This window comes from SAR324 cluster bacterium (genome assembly GCA_029245725.1).
Lineage (GTDB): Bacteria > SAR324 > SAR324 > SAR324 > NAC60-12 > JCVI-SCAAA005.
On sequence record JAQWOT010000061.1, the window covers coordinates 1 to 23,341 of the forward strand.

At 44.8% G+C, this 23,341-nt stretch carries 20 protein-coding genes; 7 read left to right on the plus strand and 13 right to left on the minus strand.

Translation table 11 applies throughout. The annotated features are described in order from the left end of the window. A partial coding sequence (locus P8O70_02625; protein MDG2195779.1) for an alpha/beta fold hydrolase occupies positions 1 to 727 on the plus strand: 727 nt, incomplete at its 5' end. A 122-nt stretch (positions 728 to 849) separates the two neighbouring features. Here the strand turns inward: P8O70_02625 and rpoD are convergent. From rpoD to P8O70_02640, 3 genes are all read right to left on the minus strand, one after another. Next, the gene (rpoD, locus tag P8O70_02630) at positions 850 to 2,637 is read right to left on the minus strand and encodes an RNA polymerase sigma factor RpoD (GenBank protein MDG2195780.1); all 1,788 of its coding nucleotides are present in this window, start codon (positions 2,635 to 2,637) and stop codon (positions 850 to 852) included. 414 nt (positions 2,638 to 3,051) lie between these two features. Continuing rightward, positions 3,052 to 4,068 carry an NAD-dependent epimerase gene (locus P8O70_02635; protein MDG2195781.1) on the minus strand — a complete coding sequence of 339 codons (1,017 nt, stop codon included), beginning with the start codon at positions 4,066 to 4,068 and terminating at the stop codon, positions 3,052 to 3,054. Between the two features lie 172 nt (positions 4,069 to 4,240). Further along, entirely contained in the window at positions 4,241 to 5,200 is a 960-nt protein-coding gene (locus tag P8O70_02640) for a tRNA-dihydrouridine synthase family protein (GenBank protein MDG2195782.1), read from the minus strand. Positions 5,201 to 5,351: 151 nt separating this feature from the next. Here P8O70_02640 and P8O70_02645 point away from each other — a divergent pair, with 151 nt between their 5' ends. The 6 genes from P8O70_02645 to P8O70_02670 are packed head-to-tail and all read left to right on the plus strand — an operon-like array spanning position 5,352 to position 10,888. Then, positions 5,352 to 5,894, plus strand: coding sequence for a polyhydroxyalkanoate synthesis regulator DNA-binding domain-containing protein (locus P8O70_02645; protein MDG2195783.1), 543 nt, complete (start codon positions 5,352 to 5,354; stop codon positions 5,892 to 5,894). A 42-nt stretch (positions 5,895 to 5,936) separates the two neighbouring features. Further along, entirely contained in the window at positions 5,937 to 7,367 is a 1,431-nt protein-coding gene (gatB, locus tag P8O70_02650) for an Asp-tRNA(Asn)/Glu-tRNA(Gln) amidotransferase subunit GatB (GenBank protein ID MDG2195784.1), read from the plus strand. Beyond that, positions 7,360 to 8,058 (plus strand): cytochrome c biogenesis protein CcsA, encoded by a 699-nt coding sequence (ccsA, locus tag P8O70_02655; GenBank protein ID MDG2195785.1) that lies wholly within the window; start codon positions 7,360 to 7,362, stop codon positions 8,056 to 8,058. The genes gatB and ccsA overlap by 8 nt, the downstream gene beginning before the upstream one ends. Continuing rightward, positions 8,058 to 8,201 carry a hypothetical protein gene (locus tag P8O70_02660; GenBank protein ID MDG2195786.1) on the plus strand — a complete coding sequence of 48 codons (144 nt, stop codon included), beginning with the start codon at positions 8,058 to 8,060 and terminating at the stop codon, positions 8,199 to 8,201. Before ccsA ends, P8O70_02660 begins: the two co-directional genes overlap by 1 nt. Continuing rightward, positions 8,198 to 8,632: a cytochrome c maturation protein CcmE gene (gene ccmE / locus P8O70_02665; GenBank protein ID MDG2195787.1), complete on the plus strand. Its 435-nt coding sequence runs from the start codon at positions 8,198 to 8,200 to the stop codon at positions 8,630 to 8,632. Before P8O70_02660 ends, ccmE begins: the two co-directional genes overlap by 4 nt. Positions 8,633 to 8,638: 6 nt before the next feature. Further along, entirely contained in the window at positions 8,639 to 10,888 is a 2,250-nt protein-coding gene (locus P8O70_02670) for an ATP-binding protein (GenBank protein ID MDG2195788.1), read from the plus strand. A gap of 15 nt (positions 10,889 to 10,903) precedes the next feature. Here the strand turns inward: P8O70_02670 and P8O70_02675 are convergent, their stop codons facing one another. The 10 genes from P8O70_02675 to P8O70_02720 form a co-directional block, all read right to left on the minus strand. After that, positions 10,904 to 11,950, minus strand: a complete 1,047-nt coding sequence (locus P8O70_02675; protein ID MDG2195789.1) for a chemotaxis response regulator protein-glutamate methylesterase — start codon at positions 11,948 to 11,950, stop codon at positions 10,904 to 10,906. Positions 11,951 to 11,995: 45 nt separating this feature from the next. After that, positions 11,996 to 12,814: a protein-glutamate O-methyltransferase CheR gene (locus tag P8O70_02680; protein MDG2195790.1), complete on the minus strand. Its 819-nt coding sequence runs from the start codon at positions 12,812 to 12,814 to the stop codon at positions 11,996 to 11,998. Between the two features lie 9 nt (positions 12,815 to 12,823). Continuing rightward, entirely contained in the window at positions 12,824 to 14,530 is a 1,707-nt protein-coding gene (locus P8O70_02685; protein ID MDG2195791.1) for a methyl-accepting chemotaxis protein, read from the minus strand. 65 nt (positions 14,531 to 14,595) lie between these two features. Next, positions 14,596 to 16,005, minus strand: a complete 1,410-nt coding sequence (locus tag P8O70_02690; protein MDG2195792.1) for a methyl-accepting chemotaxis protein — start codon at positions 16,003 to 16,005, stop codon at positions 14,596 to 14,598. After that, positions 16,002 to 16,487 carry a chemotaxis protein CheW gene (locus P8O70_02695; GenBank protein ID MDG2195793.1) on the minus strand — a complete coding sequence of 162 codons (486 nt, stop codon included), beginning with the start codon at positions 16,485 to 16,487 and terminating at the stop codon, positions 16,002 to 16,004. Before P8O70_02695 ends, P8O70_02690 begins: the two co-directional genes overlap by 4 nt. A 28-nt stretch (positions 16,488 to 16,515) precedes the next feature. Beyond that, on the minus strand, positions 16,516 to 18,714 hold the full coding sequence (locus tag P8O70_02700; GenBank protein ID MDG2195794.1) for a chemotaxis protein CheA: 2,199 nt from the start codon (positions 18,712 to 18,714) through the stop codon (positions 16,516 to 16,518). 66 nt (positions 18,715 to 18,780) lie between these two features. After that, positions 18,781 to 20,784, minus strand: coding sequence for an ATP-binding protein (locus P8O70_02705; protein MDG2195795.1), 2,004 nt, complete (start codon positions 20,782 to 20,784; stop codon positions 18,781 to 18,783). A 35-nt stretch (positions 20,785 to 20,819) separates the two neighbouring features. After that, the gene (locus P8O70_02710) at positions 20,820 to 22,169 is read right to left on the minus strand and encodes an adenylate/guanylate cyclase domain-containing protein (GenBank protein ID MDG2195796.1); all 1,350 of its coding nucleotides are present in this window, start codon (positions 22,167 to 22,169) and stop codon (positions 20,820 to 20,822) included. 57 nt (positions 22,170 to 22,226) lie between these two features. Next, entirely contained in the window at positions 22,227 to 22,715 is a 489-nt protein-coding gene (locus P8O70_02715) for a response regulator (GenBank protein MDG2195797.1), read from the minus strand. A 35-nt stretch (positions 22,716 to 22,750) separates the two neighbouring features. After that, positions 22,751 to 23,263 (minus strand): response regulator, encoded by a 513-nt coding sequence (locus tag P8O70_02720; GenBank protein ID MDG2195798.1) that lies wholly within the window; start codon positions 23,261 to 23,263, stop codon positions 22,751 to 22,753. Between the last annotated feature and the right edge of the window lie 78 nt (positions 23,264 to 23,341).

Sequence of the window (23,341 nt, forward strand, 5' to 3'; positions counted from 1 at the left end):
ACTAGGTTCCTTGGGCTGGCGGGTTGTCGTTATGCAATACCGCAATTGTGGAGAAAAACCGTACCGTCTTGCGCAAAGCTATCATGCGATGCGCTGGCAGGAGTTAGACTGGACCGTTGAAGTTCTTCAGGGGCGCTTTCCAGAAGCACCGATTGGAGTCGTAGGTTTTTCCATTGGCGGTAGTATTCTGCTCAACTGGCTTGGTCAGAATGAGGCTAGAAGCATTGTGGCAGCGTGTGCTATCTCCGTTCCCTACAAACTATCGCCCTGCGCTGATCGACTCAATCAAGGTTTTTCAAAAATCTATCAGCAATATTTGATGGGACGGCTGAAACGCTCTGCAGTGCGAAAGTGGGCCTTGTTGAAAGATGCATTGGGGCTATCTGACCTTTCGCAGATCAATGAGTTAAAGACACTCTGGGAATTTGATGATTTACTGACAGCTCCCTTGCACGGCTTCAAGAATGTCCATAATTACTATGAAAAAGCCAGCTGTCGTCAGTATCTTAAAAGCATTCAAGTACCAACCTTACTGGTGCACGCTCTGGATGATCCTTTCATGGTTCCTGAAGTTGTTCCACAGGCAACTGAATTGTCAGATCTGATTCAGACGGCTTTCGTTCCAGTAGGAGGTCATGTGGGCTTTGTGTCAGGTTCCTTTCCAGGGAAAGAGTGGTCTTGGCTTTCTCGGATTGTCCACAGCTTCTTTGAAACAAATTTTCACTGATGATTTCTGATTAGGGGGCTGGAAGGATTTCAGAGGTTGTTCGCAAATTCGGAGAGTTTACTGATGTCTCTGGGAGAAGAAAGTTCCAGAGACATCAGAGACAGGCTTAATCCAACAGATACTCACTCATCATAGTAAGAGCGCAGAGGTCCACTCCGACTTGGATGTCGGAGCCGACGCAAAGCTTTAGCCTCAATTTGGCGGATACGCTCACGGGTAACATCGAAATTTAGACCTATCTCTTCCAAAGTATACTCCTTCACCTCATCGACTCCAAAGCGCATTTTGACAACTTTTTCCTCTCTCTCACTCAATGTTCCCAGGTAGTGACGGATCGTCTCTTCAAGATATTTCGTAGTTGTTTTGGCAGCGGGATCCAAAGCATTCTGATCAGGAATAAAATCTTTTAACTGCGAATCTTCATCATCCCCAATCGGAGAATCGAGTGAAACTGGATCTCGGGAAATACGAATGGCATCGCGAACCTTATCCAAAGGCATACCGAGATGTTCTTCCAGTTCATCAATACTAGGCTCTCTTCCATGCTGATTCGTGAGTTGCTTTGATACCTGGTATAGCTTGTTGAGAGTCTCAATCATATGAACAGGAATACGAATCGTCCTCGCCTGGTCAATGATCGCTCTTGTGATTGACTGCCGAATCCACCACGTGGCGTAGGTAGAAAATTTGTAGCCTCTTCGATATTCAAATTTGTCAACAGCTCGAATCAGCCCTAAATTTCCCTCTTGAATCAAATCCAAGAATTGCAGTCCCCGATTCGTGTGCTTCTTGGCAATACTAATCACAAGGCGCAGATTGGCCTCAATCAGTTTACTCTTGGCATGTTTTACTTGAAGTTCTGCTTTTTTCAGATGTTCAATTTCAGTATCAAAGTCATACCAATTGTCTCCGGCTTGCTGCTGAAGCATATCGATACGTCGACGACACAACTGCCATTTTTCAAAGATCCTTCGGGCCACAGGGAAGCGCATACCTGTTCCTTTTTCGAACTTTCTCTCATAGTAGCGCTCACACCTTCGCTCTCCCTGGGCTTTCTTCCATTTCTCTAACCAACGTGAGGCGTCCTTTGGAGCAATCTGCAGTTGCATCTCATAAATCTGCACTCTTCGTTTTAATGTCCGAATCTTCGAGTGGTGCTGAAGCATTGTAGAGCAGAGGGCTTCCAATTGACGAGAATTGAAGTTTGCTTTCTCAAGTCTGTTGAGGATTTTTTTCTGCAGAGATTCCAGTTCTGATTTGTCAAATTTCTTGGCAGTCGGATCGGTTTCTAACTGCAACATTTGTTGGCGGAGCTCATCTATCTGAGCCAAGACATCTTGGAGTTTCTTTGATGCTCGCTCATCATCCTCAATAACATTGTCATCTTCGTCCAAGCCAGCAATTAAGTTCTTGGCACGAACATGACCCTCTTTCAGCTTCCTTTTCAATTGACTCAGATTCTCCAGAACCAAAATTGAACGAGCAAAAATCTGAAGCAGAGCGTAATTCCCTTCCTCAATTGATTGGGCGATCTGTAACTCCTCATCTCTGGTGAGCAAACTGATGCACCCCATCTTTCGGAGATAAAGTTGAACAGGATCATTGTTAATCGCTGCTAAGTCCGCACTGCTTAAGGAATCATCGATTTCTAATTCGTCACTATCCTTAAGGGCAATTTTTTCTTCAGAATCCTCATCTTCCAATACTTCAATCCCAGCACCTGTTAGAGCGTTAAAGATCTGCTCCATCTGGCTATTATCTGCCTTGGCTCCGCCATTTTGTTCGCTGAGGTGGCTATTGATGTCGTCTAAAGTCAAATAGCCTTTCGCTTTGCCATCGTCCAAAAGACTTTTCATCACTTTTGATTTTAGGCTCTGTGTTCTGGCACTTTCCCTATCTTCGGTCATCATGGCGACTCCGTTTTTGGGTATTGGGAGGGGAAGCAAGTGAGGATGAATATATTAAACACTGTTGCTGATTTAGATGATCTCATTTTCATTGATCGCAGTCAATAATTTCGTATATACAAAATAAATTTTTTCTGTTGATTGAATAATCTGATGAAAAATTAACATATTTAACTGAATTTATGATTTATTTTTTCATTAATTGAATATAGAAGGCGCGGTAAAGCTTTAAACCTCAACAAAACTTAGCAAAATTACGTGGGGAATTGGAATCAACAAGAATTCTGGAGGCCAAGAGTGCCAATGGGATAATTGAACTATAGATAGGGAGAGTCGTTTGGGCGAATCAAGTTTCATTGAACTGGAATCGAGAAAGCCTGATATCTACTTAAGTAGTACCAGTATAATGGTCAACCATTAGGAAACTGGAATCTTGTAGTAATCTCGGTACCAAGCGACGAACCGCTGAATTCCCTCTTCAATTGGCGTATTTGGACGAAAGTCTACATCTTTCTCTAGTGCTTCCACATTCGCATACGTCGCAGGAACATCACCAGGTTGAATAGATAAAAATTCTTTTTGAGCTTCTTGCCCTAAAGCTTTTTCGAGTACTTCAATGAAATGGAGTAGTTCAACTGGTTTGTGGTTACCAATGTTGTAAATTCGATAGGGTGCTTTGCTAGTAGCCGAGTCGGGCTTATCCCCACTCCAATTGTCATTTCCTGCTGGAATTTTGTCCGTGACTCGTATTACGCCCTCTACAATGTCATCTACATAGGTAAAATCTCTACGCATCTTGCCATGATTGAAAACTTGGATAGGTTCACTGTTCAGGATTGCTTTGGTAAATAAAAACAGAGCCATGTCCGGACGACCCCATGGTCCATAGACTGTAAAAAACCGGAGGCCTGTGGTTGGTAACCCAAACAAATGGCTGTAAGTGTGAGCCATCAACTCATTGGATTTCTTGCTTGCGGCATAGAGACTCACTGGGTGGTCTACGTTTTGGTGAACACTGAAGGGCATTTTCGTGTTGGCTCCATATACCGAACTACTAGAAGCATATACCAAATGTGAAACCTCATAATGGCGGCAATTTTCAAGGATGTTCAGAAAACCTACGATATTCGCATCGATGTAAGCCCTGGGATTTTCTAAACTGTAGCGAACCCCTGCCTGTGCTGCGAGATTCACGACTCGGTCAAAAGCATGCTGATCAAAAACATTCTGAATGGAATTGGAATCTTCGAGGTTAGCTTCAATGAAATTAAAGTTTTTTTCCTGTTCCAGCAGCATGAGACGATCTCGCTTAAGCCTCACGTCGTAGTAGCTATTTAGGTTGTCCAACCCGACGACAGTATCTCCTCGGTCGAGTAACCGACGAGTCAGATGGAACCCGATGAAACCGGCGGCTCCAGTTACTAAAATATTCATGTTTCTAACTGATGGATCAGCAAAATAGGGGAGTAAATAATTTTTAAGCTGGCTCGAAATCAAGTCATTATGGGCCACATTTTTAGACGTGTCTTGGTAGGAACTATTGTTTTTCTTGCAAGCACTTTAGTAGCATTCTCTATCGTTTGAGATAGGTACAAGCATTTTTGCTTCAGCTGGCAAAAGCCAGTTCCGAGTCAGAAACCTTCCAGCTGGCTATCTCACGCATCTGGTTGAGAAAATCTTCTTCACGCTCACAGGTCATCAATTGCTTGCGCTGCTCCTTCGCATGCCGAAATCCCTGAATATATTCTCCAAGGTATTTTCTAAATTCTCTTAACGCCCTGTGCTCTGTCTGGAATTCTCGTAAGAGTTCATAGTGGCGTATGGCAGTTTCAACTCTCTCGGACAAGGATGGACTAGATCGCTCGTTTGGATTGCAGAAGACCCAGGGATTTCCAATTGCACTCCGCCCAATCATGAAGCCATCCAGGTTTTTGGTTTTCTTGATGCCGTCTGAATAATCCTGAACATCCCCATTGCCCACAACTGGAATGGATAAGTTTCGTTCCAGTTCATAAATGGGTTCCCAATTCGCGTCTCCCTTGAACGCCTGCCGATAAGTGCGTCCGTGAATCGTTACCAGAGAAGTTCCGGCAGCTTCCAAAGATTTTGCAAAAGGAATCAAGTTGTCAGCATTTTCCCACCCAAGCCTTGTCTTTACGGAAACTTCAAGATTGCAGGCACTACGGATCGCTTCGATGATTCTGCAAGCACCATCCACATCTTTCATCAAAGCGCTACCGTGTTGAGAATTCACAATTTTTTTGGATGGGCATCCCATGTTGATATCAACCCCTAGAATTCCACGATCTTCGACCATTTTGGAGACTTCTGCAAAGGCTTGAGGATCGTTTCCAAATAATTGCATGAAGAATGGATGCTCACTTGGGTGATAGCCCATTCTCTCTCGGAGTCGCTCGCTCCGTAGCAAGCCGTCTACACTGGTGAACTCACTAAAAAGAAGGGTACGCTTGCTTAAGCTACGAACTATTCTGCGATAAGCTGTGTTTGTGATCCCATCCATTGGAGCCAAGCATACGAGGGGGCGAGGGAAATCTTTCCAAGTCATTGAGGATATTGTGGATGAAGTAAATTTTAAAATTGTATCTGAATTTTTCAAAAATATTGAGTGATGATTCCTTTACCTAAATTAACTTGAGCCTGTTGGCGTCCTGCTCTACATTTAGATATCTGTTTCAACAAAGAATTTTTGGAGAAGCATGGGGGGAAAAGTATCGTACAATACAGTAATCACAATAAAGAAGTATTCGAATCGGCGGCTCTATGACATGGCACATAGTCGCTACTTGACCATTGAAGAGTTGGGAGAGTTGATTCAACAAGGCTTCGATGTACAGGTGGTCGATTCCAAAACAAAAGAAGATATCACTCAGGCCATTTTGACCCAAATCGTCATGGAGCGTGATGGCATCTATCTATTCTCTACGTCTTTTCTTCACCAAGTCATTCGTAATCGTGAGGGAATCCTTGGCGAATTTTTCACAGACTTTGTGCCAAAAATGTTGGATTCTTATTTGTACACTCGCGATGCGATGCAACGACAACTTTCAAGTTTCACGAATCCCTGGTTGATGGGTGGTGAAATGAAGATGCCTTTCTTCAATCCATTTCTTGATTCAAAACCAAAAGCGTCAACCAGAACAAGAACGTCAGAATCCTCTAAAAACAAAGAACAAGAACGTCAGCGCATACAGGCCCAGGTACGTGAACTTCAAGCAAGATTAGAGGAACTCAAGGACTGAGAACCACTTCCCGCTCATACGTCAAACTTTCTCCGCACCAACATGCAATTTCAACCAGTAATTGGGCTAGAAATCCACGCCCAACTTGCCACACAATCCAAAATATTTTGTTCCTGCTCAACCCAATTTGGCAAGCCCCCCAATGAAAGCACCTGCCCCGTCTGTCTTGGATTACCCGGGGCACTGCCAGTTTTGAACCGTCGTGTTGTAGAATTTGCCATTAGACTGGGCTTGGCGACTCACTGCACCATTCGATTGGATTCACAGTTTGCCCGCAAAAACTACTTCTATCCTGACCTGCCGAAAGCCTACCAGATCTCTCAATTTGACCGTCCCATCTGTGAAAATGGCTGGCTAGACATTGAGGTGGATGGGCAAACTCGCAGAATCAGTATCACACGCATTCATATGGAAGAAGATGCTGGGAAACTGGTTCATGAGGAAGATGGTGACTCCAGTTTTGTCGATCTGAACCGGGCTGGAGTACCACTTCTGGAAATTGTCAGTGAACCAGACCTCCGTACTCCCGAGGAAGCAAAAGCCTACATGGAGAAGATGCATTCCATCGTCACGTATCTCGGAATCAGCGAAGGAGATATGGAAAAGGGTCATTTTCGCTGTGATGCCAATGTCTCACTACGACCTATGGGGCAAGAAAAATTTGGGACCCGTACGGAAACCAAAAACCTCAACTCCTTTCGCTTTGTTCAACAGGCTATCACCTATGAAATTGCTCGCCAAACAGAAGATCTTCTAGATGGCAAGCGAATCGTCCAAGAAACCAGGTTGTGGGATTCAGTAAAGAAGAACACCTACAGTATGCGCTCCAAGGAGGAAGCACATGACTACAGATATTTCCCAGATCCTGATTTGCCTGTTGTCAGAATATCCTCAGATTTTGTTGAGCAGATCCGCAATCAACTCCCAGAATTGCCAGACGCCAAAAAACAGCGTTTCATGGAGTCATTTGGACTGAGCACCTACGATGCTGAAGTGCTAGTCGCAGACAAACAGGTCGCAGAATTCTTTGAGGAAGTAGTTGCAGCCAAAGCTGATCCCAAATTGGTTTGTAACTGGATCAGTGGTGAACTGATGCGACTAATGAATGAAAACAAGGTGGATATCAGCAATGTTGGCATTCCCGCCGAAAGCCTCGCTAGTCTGATTCAATTTTTGCAGGAAGGTTCGATTAGTGGAAAAATTGCCAAGACTGTTTTCGATGAGATGGTGCAGTCTGGTAAAGATCCGGCTACAATCATTGAATTTCGTGGATTGAAACAAGTTTCTGACAAGGGTGCCCTACGAGTTTTGCTAGAGAAATTGTTAACAGACAATCCAAAGCAGGTTGAACAATACCGAGTTGGCAAAACCCAAATTAAGGGATTTTTTGTTGGTCAGGTGATGAAGGAAACCAAGGGACAAGCAAACCCACAGGTTGTGAATCAGCTTCTAGAGGAACTACTCAATGGATAGTGCCGCTCGCTGGACAGCCCGGCTAGAAATCATCGCACCACTAACACTATTCGCATGTGGCCTCTGGGTATTTGTCTTCACTCCCACAGAGACCGAGCAGGGTTTTGTCCAAAAAATTATGTACATTCATGTACCCTCTGTCATCGTCACCTACTTAGCCTTCTTTGTGACTTTTGCCTTCGGAATAGCCTATTTGTGGAAACGCCTTCTTGTCTTTGATCGGATCGCCAAGGTCTCCGCTGAAATCGGCCTGATTTTCTGCGCAATGGTTTTGCTTTCGGGGGCAGTCTGGGGTCGTCCGACCTGGGGAACTTATTGGGTGTGGGATGCCCGCCTTACCACCACCTTGCTGTTGTTTCTGATTTTTCTCGGCTACTTCCTTCTGCGACTTTCCGTTCAAGATCGTGAGAAAGAGGCCCGATTTGCCTCGGTGCTAGGTATTATCGGCTTTCTTGACATCCCAATTGTACATAAATCGGTGGAGTGGTGGCGCACCTTGCACCAGCCTTCTACACTCTTCAAAGTACAGGAAGGGGCCGCCAAACCTGCTATGCCTCCAGAATTACTTTATCCTCTATTGGCAAGCATGTTTGCCATGCTGCTATTTTATGGATACTTGCTGCTGCTAAGATGGCAAATGGAAGAAAACCAGGACCAACTTCATGAAGCACTTGCCCAAGAGGTCAACTGATGCCCATGAATCTGGAATATGTGCTAATCAGCTATGGACTCTGGGTTTTGGCTTTCGTGATTTACATCCCTTGGATCAAACAGAAACGTAAGGTGTTCCAACAGTCTTTGAAAACCCTTAAGGAAACCCAACGCCAGAAATGAAGACTCGTCACAAATTCGTAATTGGAGGTGCTGTTATCTTTGGTGTTTTAGCGGCCTTATCTGTGCAGGGGCTACAAGAGATGACGGTCTACTTCTACACACCCCAGGAAGTTCTGGCGGCACCCACCGATTTTCAAGAAAAAACCATTCGAATCGGTGCTCTTGTTCAACCAGGTACTGTCAAATGGGATGCACGTAGTATTCGACTGGCATTTCACATCACCGAAGACTCCATGCACTCCATTCCAGTGATATATGAGGGTGTGAAACCGGATATGTTCCGAGAGGGCCAGGGAGTGGTGGTCGAAGGTCGGATGCAGAACGGAATCTTTGAAGCACAACAGTTGCTCGTCAAACACAGTGAGGAATACAAAGTAGACCACAACCAAGTGGCCTCCAAGGAAGATTACTACAAGTCCGTCATTCAATAAGTTGCCATGCGTCTCCGCCTCGCCGAAGCGCGGGCGGGCCTCACCACACTTCTCGAGGCCGACCCTCGCATCCACCACAGGTTGTTGGCCACCACCATCCTCCTGCTACTGATTGTTTTTCTCGTCTACTTCAATACTCGCCAAGGCCTGCCTGACACAGGTAGCATAAATTCCCGCCTGATCCTCTTTGTAGCAATCAACATCAACATCGTCTTGTTGGCGGTTGTCTTCTACATGATCGCCAAAAACCTGCTGAAGCTTGTCGTTGAGCGGCACAAGCAGGTGCTAGGTGTTACTCTGAAGACTAAGTTGATTGCGGCATTCACGCTTCTTTCCTTGCCAGCGATGGCCTTCCATCTCTTTGCGAGTAGTTTCATCTCTACTACGTTGGAATCCTGGTTGACTGGACAGCATGAGTCAGTAGTTGATAACGCACGCCAGGTCTCTGAGGTTTACCATCGTGACTTGAAAGAGATGCTCGCATTGGAAAGCTGGGTTCTCCGGCAGACCCTTCAGCAGAACCCCGACCTCTTCGCAAATCTAGAAGAACTGGATGAGCGACTCGGAAGATCCTTGGGTGATGGACTCACGATCTATAATCCTCAGGGAGAAATTATCCACCAAAAAATTCGTACCGAAGAAGCCAAGCGCTCTTGGAAAGCACCGAGTACCGCTGAGTGGTACCAAGTTCTCCAACATGAAGAGTCATGGCTTGTGGAAGAGCAACAAAATCGTTTTCTCTATCGATCTTTGCACAAACTGAAAGCTCCTCAAGATCAGGAGTTATTGCTCGAACTCTTCCATCCAGCATCTCAACCGATTACTCAAGCAATCAACGGAATCATCGAACAGGAGAGAAATTCAAGATTCTTTACAGAGTCCGAGGACTTGTTGCGTCGGTATTATCTAGTGATCTTTCTGCTGATGACGCTCTGTATAGTCTTTGTTGCGACGTGGCTGGCTTTTTATTTTGCACGTGGATTTGTTCAGCCAATTGAAGATCTAGCTCAAGCCACTCAAAGAGTTGCTGATGGGGAATTAGGGTATCAGGTCAAACCCAAGTCCACCTTGGACAAGGACTTTGGTTTGTTGGTTCGAGCCTTCAATTCGATGAGTCAAGATCTAGAAATTAATCAGATCGCCCTTGAGCGTACAACGGAGCACCTTCAACAAAGCCATCAAGCTTTGGAAGAACAGCACCGACTATTGGAATTAGTCTTGGAGAATATCAGTACTGGGGTAGTCCTGCTGGATCCGGAGGGTAGGCTCCGTCGTGTAAATCGAGCTGCTAACCAATTGCTGCCCTGGCGAGAAGGCAAGGTTAGTGAAAATAATCGTATTGATGAAATGCTATCAGAGGACGCACTACCAGCATTTATCGAAATGTGGGGACAATTGCAGGAGCATCAGGCTCAGAGTGTCTATCGTCATTTGACTTTGATTCACCAACAACAGCCTATCCAGGTTGCAGTTACTCTACTGACACTACAGAATCGAGATAATGAACCTATCGGAGTGATTGCTGTCTACAACAACATCACAGAAATTCATCGTCTACAGCGTTCCCAAGCATGGCGTGAAGTTGCCCGGCGGATTGCGCATGAAATTAAGAACCCATTGACCCCGATTCAACTCTCTGCAGAGCGAATTCGTCGAAAGTATGCAAACAAAGTTGATGACCCAAAACCACTCCAGCAGGCCACCCAGACAATCATCAACGAGGTGGAACAACTAAAACGAATGGTTAGCGAATTCTCACAGTTCGCCAGAATTCCAGAATCTCACTTACGACCTACGGATCTCCATGGTGTGCTATCAGAGGTGGTGGATCTTTATGAAGGGAACCTGCCCACTCGCATTCAGTTGGTGGCTGATTTTTGTGCGGACATGCCTAAATTGTCCATTGATGCAGAGCAAATGAAGCGCGTGGTGGTCAACCTAGTAGATAATGCAGTTACAGCTGTTGAGAATAAAGGCAGGCTATCACGTCTGCTAAGACAAGGTACTGTTCAAATCAAGACAAGTTTCGCTGAGGAGTTGCGTATCGCTAGAATTGAAGTCTCAGATAACGGCACTGGAATCGAACCAGAAATCATTAATCGATTGTTCGAACCTTATGCGACCACCAAGAAGGATGGAACTGGCTTGGGGCTGACAATCATTCATCAGACGATTTCAGACCACAACGGATTTGTGCGCTTCAAGAACCTAGAGGACGGAGGGGCAAGTTTCACGATTGAGTTGCCGATCGGATAGTGAATGCTACCAAGGCTAGACTAAACTCATCAACTTACTGGCAATATCAGAAAGTGGCACAGCGGTTTCTGCACCACCGTTATTCAGCACCTCATGGGGCATACCAAACACTACACAAGTTTCCTCACTTTGTGCGATAGTCCGGGCACCTCGTTCTCTCATGGACAGCATCCCCTTGGCCCCATCGTTCCCCATGCCGGTCAACATCACACCCACCCCCTCAGCACCAGCAGTATCTGCCACAGACTGCATCAGTACATCTACCGAGGGACGATGACGTGAAACGAGCGGTCCCTTGACGATATCCACGACATACTTTCCATTCTTGTTTTTCAATCGCATGTGATGATCCCCTGGAGCTAAAAGCGCTCTACCCGGATAAACCTCATCCCCATCTTCTGCTTCCTTCACCTCAATCTGTGACATCTGATCAAGTCGCTGCGCAAAGGAATGTGTGAAGTGCTCCGGCATGTGCTGGACAATCAATATACCCGGCGTCATTGGGGGTAACAGTGGAATAATATTTCGCAAAGCCTCCGCCCCACCTGTCGAAGCACCAATTGCAATTATTTTGTCTGCAGCCCTTGCTAAAGAAGGGGATTTCAGAGGACTTGGTTTGCTCTGGATCTTTTTTTTCTGCAACAACTCGTTCATGTCAATCTTCGCTGCCCAGACAAGAGTATCTGTCAAGCGGGCCAACATTGCCTTGAAGGCCACAGGATCTTCTGGGTTGGGTTTTGCGAACACTTCAATAGCCCCTAACTCGAGGGCTCTTAGAGCTTGATCCCAGTGATCATCGACGATTGAACTCAGCACAATGATCGGCATGGGCCAGTGTTTCATCAAGACCTCCATGAATTCCAAGCCATCCATTCTTGGCATCAGCAGGTCAAGGGAGATCACGTCAGGATTCCTTTCAATGATCATATCCCTAGCTTGGTAAGCATCCTCAGCAGCACCAACGACTTCAATACGTGAATCACGACTGAGTTCTTTTGTGAGTACATTTCTTACAATAGGTGCGTCATCCACGATCAGCACTTTGACTGGCCCACCTGTCATTTCATTTGCCTCTGAATTTTGGATAAAGAGTTGGATTCATCCCTGTTAGATCCGTTGGTAAATGGAGCTTTGTACATACTTCAAGGAATTCTGGAGACCAATTAAACTTTCCGAGTGACCCACAAAGAGATATCCACCAGGTTTGATATAGCCACTCAAACGTTCAATCAATTTTTCTTGGTCACCACGGTCGAAATATATCATGACATTTCGACACAGGATGCAATCAAACTGGGTCCGTAACGGATATTCCTGAATTAGGTTCAAGCGGCGAAATCGAATCAACGCCTTCAATTGACTACTAACCTGAAACATTTCTCCATTAGTTTCTGGGAGAATCTTACAATAACGATTGCGCAAGACTTCCGGTATTAATTGCAACTGATTGACTGGATAGCGACCTAGTTCTGCCTGATCCAGCATGTGAGTCGAGATATCAGTAGCTAGAATCTTTGCATCTCGACCACCTAATACTCCACCAAACGCATTGAGCAACGTCATTGCAATGGTGTAGGCTTCTTCACCACTTGAACAGGCACAACTCCATATCCGGATTGTTTGCTGTTTTTGGAGGTGGGGGTAAACCTCATTCTTTAAAAAAGTGAAATGATCACTTTCCCGAAAGAAATCCGTCTTGTTCGTAGAAACAGCGTTTAACAACAAAACCATTTCTGAACCAGTTTCATCATTCAGGACGTGCGCCCAATACTCTCCGTATGAGTTGATTCCAAGTTGATACATCCGGCGGTATAGCCGAGTCATCAACAACTGCTTTTTCTGTAGTGACAGGCTAATACCGATACTTTCATGTATCAGTTTTCGGAAGTCTTCAAACTCCGAATCATCCATTTGAGGAAGTAACATCTGCAAAGTTCAACCACCCAAATTTTTTGTATTTGAAGGTAACTGCAGACGTTCTAATTTGCTCTGATTATTCAGCCTGTTTTTCGAAATTTGGGTTGAATTTTCATCACCTGAGATTAACCCTTCAATCTCTTTGATCAGTCCTAGCAGATGTAAATTTCCTTCATGTAGCTGATGGGCTTCAATCAAGGTCTTATCTGTGAAGTTCTTGTTTTGGTGTTCATTTTCATCCATCTGCTGAAGAAGACAGAGCAGACCTTCTGTTTCCTTTGATTGGGACAGTGACAACTCACTCACTTTAGAAGCTCGACCGTTGATGTCAGTGACATTGTCGCTATTTAGAAGAACAGACTTTGCCAAGTCTTCTACAAAATCTGAAAGAGCTTCAAATTTATTCTCTAATTGCTTCAGTGATTGATTTCCTCTATCAGCCAACTCTCCTATTTGCATACCTTGCTGTGCTGAATCTGAGATCAGTTTTGAAATCTGATGAGTTGCAAGCTTTGAGTTTTCAGCGAGTTTAGCGACCTCATTTGCCACTACTCCAAACCCTTTTCCATGCTCACCTGCCCTAGCTGCTTCAATCGCAGCATTTGTAGCCAACATTTTTGTCTGCTGAGTAATACTATTCAGGGACTCCAAAATTTTGTTGATGAGTAAGCCACTATCTCTGACATCAAGTAACACACTCATAATATTTACCATTGATTCAGAACCCTCTTTGATAGAATTTCTCATACCTGAAACAGCCTGCTCTGTGGATTGGGATTGAGCAATGATCTGTTGAAACGAGTCGTTCAATTGATCAGTGGAATTTATGTTCAATTGGGCCTTGTCTTGATTTTCCAGAGCGTGTGTTCCAAGTTCCTTAGTCTTTTCCATCACCTTCAGAAGCTGAGCAGCTTGGTTCTCATTCGACAAAGCCACGCTATTACTATTTTGCCTAACCTGTTCAGCGATTATTACCTTATTGTGGGCCATTTGATGCAGTCGAATGACAAAACTTTTTAGTCGTCTCAAGATCGAATGAGTGACCATAAATGCTATCGCCAGCCCAAAACAAAGCACGATTAGACTCACCAAGAGGAGTCTTGGTATGGTTTCTTGGAAAAGATCCGAAATAAGTTGAAGATCTACAATCACAGCAAAGGCTCCTGGGATTTCTCCAACTTTCCACCCACGCAATTCATTCTTTAATGATGGATCCTGCTCTAGACTTTCATTGGCACCATGGCAAACTAAGCATTCCTGACCCACTCGAATGGGACTGATATAGCGGACAACATTCTGTTTTGCATCTACTTGAAATAGTTCATTGGGCTCATTCTCACGCATTTGATTGAGGACATCCAAATCTGTGAGCACAGCTTCATTTGAGGTGTTTTCTCGAATTACTCGTAAATTGTAGTACTCACTTTTCAATCCTTGCTGAGCGACTTCCTGGGCGAAATGAATGGGTATTACGCTAGGGGAAAGGCTTTTAATACTGCTTATATTCTGACTGATTAATTGCTCCTTCTCTCCCAATTTCCCAAGGTGCTTAGCATGAATCTGAGCACTTTGTTTCAAGACAATATGAGCCTGCTGTGTCACTGCTATGGATTCAGATAGAATCTCCTCCATCACCTGATCTTCAATCAAAACCCAATTGACACCTAATCGTAGTAGAGCAAGCACAATTATTACAAAACTACTGGCAAGCAGAATTCGGGACATTAGCCCCCATCGAAACACCATAAGAAGATTGCTCGCTTTGGAGAGAAACCCTGCAAAGAAATTTCTCAGAATTCTGAGAAGTCTTCCCGCATGGGAATGATATCGGAGGGCTTGCTTTGAGGATCAGGTTTTGGTTTGGACAGATTGGATTGATTGATATTTAAAGTCGAAGTTTTCATTGCCAGTGGGCGTTTCATCTCTGGATTAAACTTGGGGCCTGACTTTTTTGATGGAGCAGGCAGTAAGCGAGCATTGTTGACAGCTTCCTTTTTGGGCTTCGGAGCTTGCATTGGTGCTACCTGAGATTTTTTGGAGGTGCCAATCTGGGAAGCGAGGCGATCTACCAAGTCACTCAAGATATGAACTTGTGCAAAAAGTTGTTCTGCTGCAACGGTTCCAGAATCGGCGTTCATTGCTGATTTCTGAGCAACTTTGATCATGTCCTGAATAGCGGTTGCCAACTCAGGAGTGTGCTTATTTTGATCTGTTGAAGCCTGTTTGATTTCAATGATAAGCCTCTCAGCTTCTCTCATTTTATCTGTTTGCTCAGAGGCAGAAAGGGCAACATCACTTACGAGGTCCACAACTTCAACCACAGTTTGCAGGATATTTTGAAGGGCTGCTTCTCCATCGGCAGCAAGCTTTCCCCCATCTCTAGCTTTGGAAACGCTTTCTCTAATCAGCTCACCAATCTCACGGGCTGCCTTTTTGGAATTTTCTGCCAACTTGGACACCTCATCAGCAACTACCGCAAAACCTTTCCCCTGCTCACCAGCCCGGGCTGCCTCAATCGCTGCATTTGTTGCAAGCATCTTAGTCTGGTGGGTAATCGTATCAATTACCTCGATGATATCTGTAATACGAGTACTTCCTTCCTGCACACCTCGCATCGCGCTGCTAATCTCACTCATTGCCTGAACCCCACTCTCTGCCGCTGCCCGGGCTTCTGCGGAGAGTTCTAAGGTACGCCTTGTATTCTCTTCAACAGAGCGAGCAAGGGCATTGATATCCTCAATCTGCTCTGCCACTTGGATAGAACTTGAGGAAAAGACAGCAATCGAAGGCAAAGCAATTTCGTGCATCACATTAGAAGCCAATTCTCCACTGGTTGCTTGTTGCAGAGAATCGTTAGAAAGCTCAGCAGAATTTTTTGCGACTTGCTCAGAAGCTTTACGAAGTTGTGAAGAAGCCGTCATCAATTCCTCAACCATCTTTTTCAGGTGTCTGATACTGGCACTTCCTGTATTCCAAAAAATTAATACTGACAGCAGTGCGAGGATTCCCGCAAGTACTATGAGCCACAGTTCGTGTGTTGCCGAGAGTCCATGCAGCGTTTCTAAAGTCGCTTCATCAAGTGAGGAAGCTTCGAGCGACAGCAACATTTCTCTCCTGAGAAACAACTCCCCCCCAAGTAGAATCAGCAAAGCTAATACACAGAACCCACAATTGATTAGCCCTCGCATGGAAACAGTCATAATGCGATCTCAGGTTGATTTTTTGGGATACTTACCATTGCCTTTGCAGACAAAACATTTTTTAGTTCAAGAACAATCACTACCCTATCCTCCAATTTGGCCATTCCTGAAATGAACTCGGCTCTAATGTTAGCGCTCATCTGTGGAGTCTCTTCAAAGCTGACCTCTTCAATCCGGGTTACCCCAATCAAAAAATCTACAATGATTCCCGTGAAGGCGTTCCCAAAATCAACAACAATAATGCAGGTTTCATTGGTCGGTGCCGCCTGAGGCATCTTGAACTTGGTCCGCAAATCAATCACTGGGATGATCTTTCCACGAAGATTGATCACCCCTTTCATGAAATCGGAGGTATGCGGGACAGGATCAATGTGCATCATGCCCACAACTTCACGAGCCTCAAGAATTTTGATGCCATATTCCTGGTTTCCTAGCAGGAAAGTCAGTAACTTCCCTTCCGAATTTTCAAATAGATCATTCATCAGTTTTACCTCGGCTGATCTTGACTGCTCAATTGATCGTCATATTGATGTTGTGTGAGCGATGAATCAGCGTCTCTGGATCTAGAATCAACCCGACTCTCCCATCACCAAGAATTGTTCCCCCTGTGATTCCAGGCAGGTTGACAAAGGTTTCTCCAAGATTCTTTACCACAATTTGTTGCCGGTGCAGCAGTTCATCGACCATCAGTCCATATTTTTTCTCACCGTACTTGACAACTACAATGATTGCTTCCTCTGGGACCATCACATCAGCCTCAACATCAAAAAACTCATGAAGCCGCATGATTGGAATGACTTCTCCAGCCAGAATCAAACACTCACTTTCTCGATCTTGAACGTCATACAATTGATCCTTTTTTGGAATCAGCGTCAGATGTACATCAAGAATGGGTAAAACAAAGCAATTTTCGCCCAAACGCACCACCAACCCTTCAATGATTGAGGTCGTCAAGGGCAATTTGATTAGGAAAGCAGTGCCCTTTCCTGTCTCAGTCTCCACGCTGATTTTACCACGAAGTTTCTCAACCTCTTTCTTCACGACATCCATGCCGACCCCACGGCCAGAAATGTCAGTCACTTCCTTTGCTGTGGAAACACCACTCGTGAAGATGAACATGAAGATTTGTTGATCAGTGAGGTTTTCTCGCTCATTGATCAAGCCACGCTCCAGGGCTTTTGTAAGCAGTTTCTGACGATCCAATCCACGCCCATCATCACGCACCTCAATCAGAATGGAATCACCCAAGTGATGTGCGGAAAGTTTGACGGTTCCCTCTGAGGACTTACCCACTGCTGTTCGTTCCTCAGGAGTTTCAATTCCATGATCAACCGTATTTCGCATGATGTGCATCAGGGGGGCGTAGATGCTATCTATGATCGTCTTATCAACTAATGTTTCATCTCCCTGAATAGTGAGCTTGACCTGCTTACCAGATTTTTTTGAGAGATCCCGCATCTGCCTTGTTAGCTTTGAAAAGACGTTCTTGACCGGAAACATGCGAATACTGAGAATCCGATCCCGAAGTTGCTCTGTAATCTTGTTCAACTGATCTAATCGGTCATGTAATTCGCGATCTTCCAGATTGGCAATCGTTGGGTTCTGGGATAAAACCGAGAGTGCAACCACCATTTCACCAATGAACTCAGACAACTCATCAAGTTTAAATGCTGGAATCTTCAGCATATCCATGACTTGAGTTGCTGCCACGTTCTCATTCGTTTTTGAAACCTCAGTGGTGGGAGACTTCGAAGTGTTCGTTGAAATCTGGCTCGCTTCAGTGTGAGCTTCCGTCAGAGTTTTTTGATCTTCAAAGTGAGGTAGTGGGGCTGCACTGATAATTTCAGGAGTAGGATTTTCTGAAGCTGGGATGGATTTAGATACCTCATCACTTAGCAAATAATCCAAAAGTTGATAAGCCTCTCGAAGATCCACCGACTCTGAACTCATTCCTGCAATCATAGCCTTCATTTGACTAATCAACTTGGATAAACCATCTGTAGCACACAGGATTGCGTTTAGGATCTCCAATGTGATTTCGCGTTCTCCCTCGTTGACCTGAACCATCAAGTCCTCTGTCCGATGGGCCAAGCTTCCCAGATCCGTCAAACCTAAAAATCCAGCAGTCCCTTTGATTGTATGAAAGACACGGAAGATACTAGAGATCGCTTTTTGATCCTCAAAATCTTCTTCCAATCTAAGTAGAGTCTCCTCAGTATTCTGTAGCCCTTCCTCAGTCTCACTAATGAACTCCACAAGGGTTTCATCCCCTTTCATCTCTTCGGTACAATTCTGGAAAATCTCTGCGTAGTCACTGTAGTGATCTTGTGATGCTAAACTCTTCACAGCCTTTGATTTACTATCCAATGCACGGATCAGAATCTTATCGGCGTCTTCTTGATCTCCCGCGTAAAGGAGTTCTAATGCATTATCAAACTGCTCATGAAGTTGCTGAAATTCTTCCAGACCAGATTCGTATGGAGACAACTCTGCCACAATTTGGCCAAGCTTATGCCCCAATTCTCTCAAAACCTTGCTGAATTGAGGCTGCTCCAGTCTATCCATCAATGATGTGAATTCTTCCAGTTCTGAGAGGATTGCGCCAACATGAGCCAAATCCTGAAAATGCTCTGGCTTCAGAGACATCACATTCATGTTCAGTGCATCACGTTTGATTTGAATTTGATTTTGTTGCTCAGCGTTCATCATGAACTGATTACCTATCTGTCCACATCTATTGATTTCTGGAATTGAAGAACAAAAGCAACGAAGATTCTAGGCCTCTTGTTCTTCTTTTTCGTTCTTTGATTTGGTGATTGGCAGAGTGAAAGTGATCTTTGCCCCCTTGCCAATGCCCTCGGATGTCAACTCAACAATACCCTTGTGAAAACGGATAAAATTTGCGCAGTCGTGCAAACCAAACCCAGAACCACGCTTTTTGGTTGAATATCCAAATTCAAAGGCCCGCTTCAGGGACTCTGGTTCAGCACCTTGGCCATTATCTTCAACATACATCTGAAGTTGGTCACTTCTCAGTATCGTGGCTCCCACTCTGACCCTCCCCTGATACCCATCTTTGGAGGCACGCAGACTCTGATCGATGCTCTCGATGCTGTTCTTGAATAAATTCATAAAGATCTGAACGAGCTTGTTTGGATCATTTTGAATTTTTGGTAGTTCTGGTTGAACTTCTTCGATAACCATAATGTTTCGCTTATCGAACGCTGGCTTCATCATTTCCATCGCATCATCGATCACCTGTTCAATCTGAACCTCTTCAGTATTCGACTGCTGTGTCGCGTACTTCTGCTGTAACGCAATAATTTCCGTGATGTGATCAAGCTGATGTGCCATCACATCCATCGACTTAAGTTCATCCTCTTCCTGTTGGTCAGAGGTTTGGGTGAGTTGCTTGAGGAATGGTAGAAACTGTTGACCACGGGGAGAACTGAAAAAATCTCCCAAGTCACCCTGGTGCTGTTCCAACAAACTATACAACTGTTGGAGATAGCTGGAAAACTGTGATTCTACTTTGTTCTGATGAAGCTTTTGGAGTCGGACTACAAGGGGGGTGATGGCGTTCCCAATGTTGTGCAGAACACTGATTGCGTGTTCAACAATACCGGCGTTGTATGCCTGCTGTACCTGCTTCTTCTTTTCCTCATCCAGCAGACGCATAGTTTCACGAAGTTGTAGATTTTTTTCATTCAATTCCAAGGTTCGCTGGGAAACTCGCTCTTCAAGGTAACGGTTGTAGGTTTCCAAGCTATTCGCCATATCCGTAAAAGCTCGATGGAGTTTCTTGATCTCCACCAATTGACTTTCCTTCGGACGCGAAGTGAAATCTCCATCTGCCACCTGGTTAACAATACCGACGAGTTCATGAATAGGCTGCATCAAGTGACGACTTAGAAAACGAACTCCCAACAGTGAAATTCCAATGATGATTCCGAAGATCAGAGTCACTAATAACGGCAAACGCACCCCAAGCTTACCAATAGCGATTTCCCGGTCGACTTCTACGATTAGACAAGCATTTGGGTAGCCTAGCCAGCGATAAGCCGTCACTACATCATCACCAAAATCATTAACCACAACCCCAGATCCTGTAACCTCTTCACGACAATTTCCAATCAGCTGCCAAGTTTCGTCAGACAGGCTTCTATCAGGCATGAACGAGAGTACATTCCCCGCTGAATCGGCAAAGAATCCTCTGCTTTGTCCGTCCTGATTTCTGTCTGTAAACAACTCCGTCATTGATTGACTGCTGAGCAAAGCTAGCAATTTCGAATTGGTCCGATCTCGGCCAACCAGTTCCTCATTAGCTACATCTACCCGAATCGGCAGCACAATTGTTCCTGATTTGAGCAACTGCAGAGAGCCAAGTTCGGATTGATTGAATTCCTTGAGAGTTTCCCATCTCGTTTCTTCGGGCAATTCACCTGACTTGATCGTTTGCAGCAACTGGCCTTCAGAGTTCAGTTGCCAGATCCCAGCATAGTGATCGGGTTCAAAAAGGCTTCTCTGCGCAAATGCTTCCGCCTTCCAGAGATTGGGGGCATTAGCTAACTGGCGAATATCCTTTGCCGCATTTTGATACCACTGATCAGATGCCAGCGCCCATAGTTCTGCTATATGTTCCAGATTTTGTTGCGCTTCCTTCTCCATCATGTTCTGAAAATAAATCAGAGTCACTGCGCCTCCAATGAGGCTTGGGAACATGGCGAGTAGGATAAAAGAAATTACAATCTCGTTCTGTAGGCTTCGAACAAACTTCATCGAGAACTCAGTTGATTTAGAAGATTCGGATTGGCTTAGAAATGCTCATCAATCGGTGCATCATCACCATATTCAGCAATGTGTTTAAGGCGTTCCAAGTAAAGCTCAACAAGGTTGTCCTCAACTCCCATTGAAGCCAGACGCTCAAATTGGGAGCGAGCATCGTCAAATTCTGAGGCGTGAAATGATTTCACAGCTAGCTCGAACAGTTCTAAATTTTCTTTTTTGAACTCTCGGAGGTCTTCGTACTCCTCGTCAAAAACCTCATAAAGTCTGACCAGCAGACTTCGACCTCTCACCTTGCGCATATCTACTAAGCGAATCATGTATTGACTCGAGTCTTTCAGACCATCGTACGTACCTTCACTAATCAACAGATCAGTCTTGAAAGGCTTGGTCAGCATTTCAATGCGAGAAGCCAGATTGACGGCATCACTCACCACAGAGCTCTCCATTCGGTAGTGCTCCCCAATAGTACCCAGCATCACATTTCCACTATGAATACCTATCCCGATTCGCACCGAAGAATAACCCGCACGTGAACGCCCTTGATTATACCAGCGAAGCGAACGGATCATTTCAAGAGCTCCACGCACGGCATCGTCTGGTTCCACTTGGAAAAGCGCCATGATTGCATCACCAATAAACTTGTCGATGATGCCTCGATTCCTCCGGATTACCGGCCCCATCAATCCAAGGTAGGAATTGATGAAGCGAAAATTTTCTGCCGGTGAGAGACGTTCTGAAAGGGATGTGAAGGAGCGAATATCAGAGAAGAGAATGGACATGGGCATTTCGGCGTGATCGCCAATTTGCACTTCCAGAATGTTTTCCTTGTTCAACAGTTTTAGGAATTCCTTGGGTACAAAACGCTCATAAGCTCGGTTCAATTGGTCAATTTCTCGTCTGTAGATGAGAAACTGAGCCATCTGGGTCAATTCGTCGGGATCAAATGGTTTCTTTAGCAGTAGGAACCGGCTGTCACCAAGTTGATCAGCCATGTTCTGACGAGATGTATCTGAGTAGGCTGTAACGATCACAATTTCAATAAATGGATCAATCGTGACAAGCCGTTCCGCAGTTTCCAGACCATCAATGCCCGGAGGCATTCGCATATCGATGAAAGCAATTGAAAACGGTTGACCGATTTTGTTCGCCCTGACTGCTTCATCCAAGCCCAGCAACCCTTGGTTAACCGTAGTTACTTCAAAGCACTGACGGACTCTGCCGACACCTTCTTCAGGAGCCACTCGCTGGGTACCAAAGAGCGAATCTGCCATGGCCTGCAATTCCTCTCCTGCCACGTTAGCCTCAGGCACCAGAACTGAACGGCAGGTCTCCAGAATTTTTGGATCGTCATCAATGACGAGAATGCGATGAGTCATGAGGGGCTACCTTCGGAGCTGCTATGCATTCAGAACTTGGGTTTTAGTGAGCAACTTTTAATTCTCCAAGATTTCTTTGTCTCTTCGATTTGCCAAAAATTGAACGATCTGCGTTAGTTCGTCTGGATCAAAAGGCTTTTTCAATAGTAAAAATCGGCCATCACCGAGTTCCTTGGCCATGCTCATTCGTGAGGTGTCAGAGTAAGCTGTCACAATCACAATTTCGATTGAGGGATCAATCTCAATCAAGCGCTTCGCAGTCTCCAGACCATTGATTCCTGGTGGCATTCGCATGTCAATGGTCGCAATTTGATAGGGGTTGCCATCGCTAATTGCGTTACCTGCTTCCTCCAATGCCAACAAACCTTGATTGACGGTAGTCACTTCAAAGTTATTGACCATCTCTTCTACAACTTCCTCCACACTACCGAAGAGAGCACTAGCCATCATCTGCAAATCCTGTTTTGCACTTTGATCCTCATCTCCAAGAATAAAGCGGCAGGTCTCCAGAATATTAGGATCATCATCAATCACTAAGACACGCATAGCTGAAAACTCCTAAACATTGTTCATGTTTTTTCTCATTTGCTTTGCTCACCTCTGCGCTGATGCATATCCTGTCGATGAGCCAAGAACTGAGCCATTTGCATCAATTCATCAGGATCAAACGGTTTTTTTAGCAATTGAAAATTACTGACACCCAATTGCTGCGCCATGCTCTGACGAGGAGTATCTGAGTATCCAGTCAGAATGATAATTTCCATGTCCGGATCAATACTCAAAATCTGACGAGCGGTTTCAAGACCATCAATTCCGTAAGGCATACGGATATCAACAAATGCCATTGTAAAGGGCTGTCCAGCTTGAATAGCTTTACCAACCTCATCAACTCCAATCTTTCCCTCGTTAACTGTCGTTACTTCAAATTTGATATTCAAGGTTTCATCTAGACCATTCTCAACATCTTCCTCAAAAAGCTCACCTGCCATAGACTCTAGTTCTTTCCCAGCTTTTGAAATCTCTGGAGCTAGAATCATCTGACAGGTTTCTAGAATCTTCGGATCATCATCAATCACCAGAATGCGATGGTTCATTGGCCAATCTCGACAAGAAATATTCAGTTAGGTGGAATCAACGAATAAATTTAATTTTGCGATATGGTGTTTCGTAAC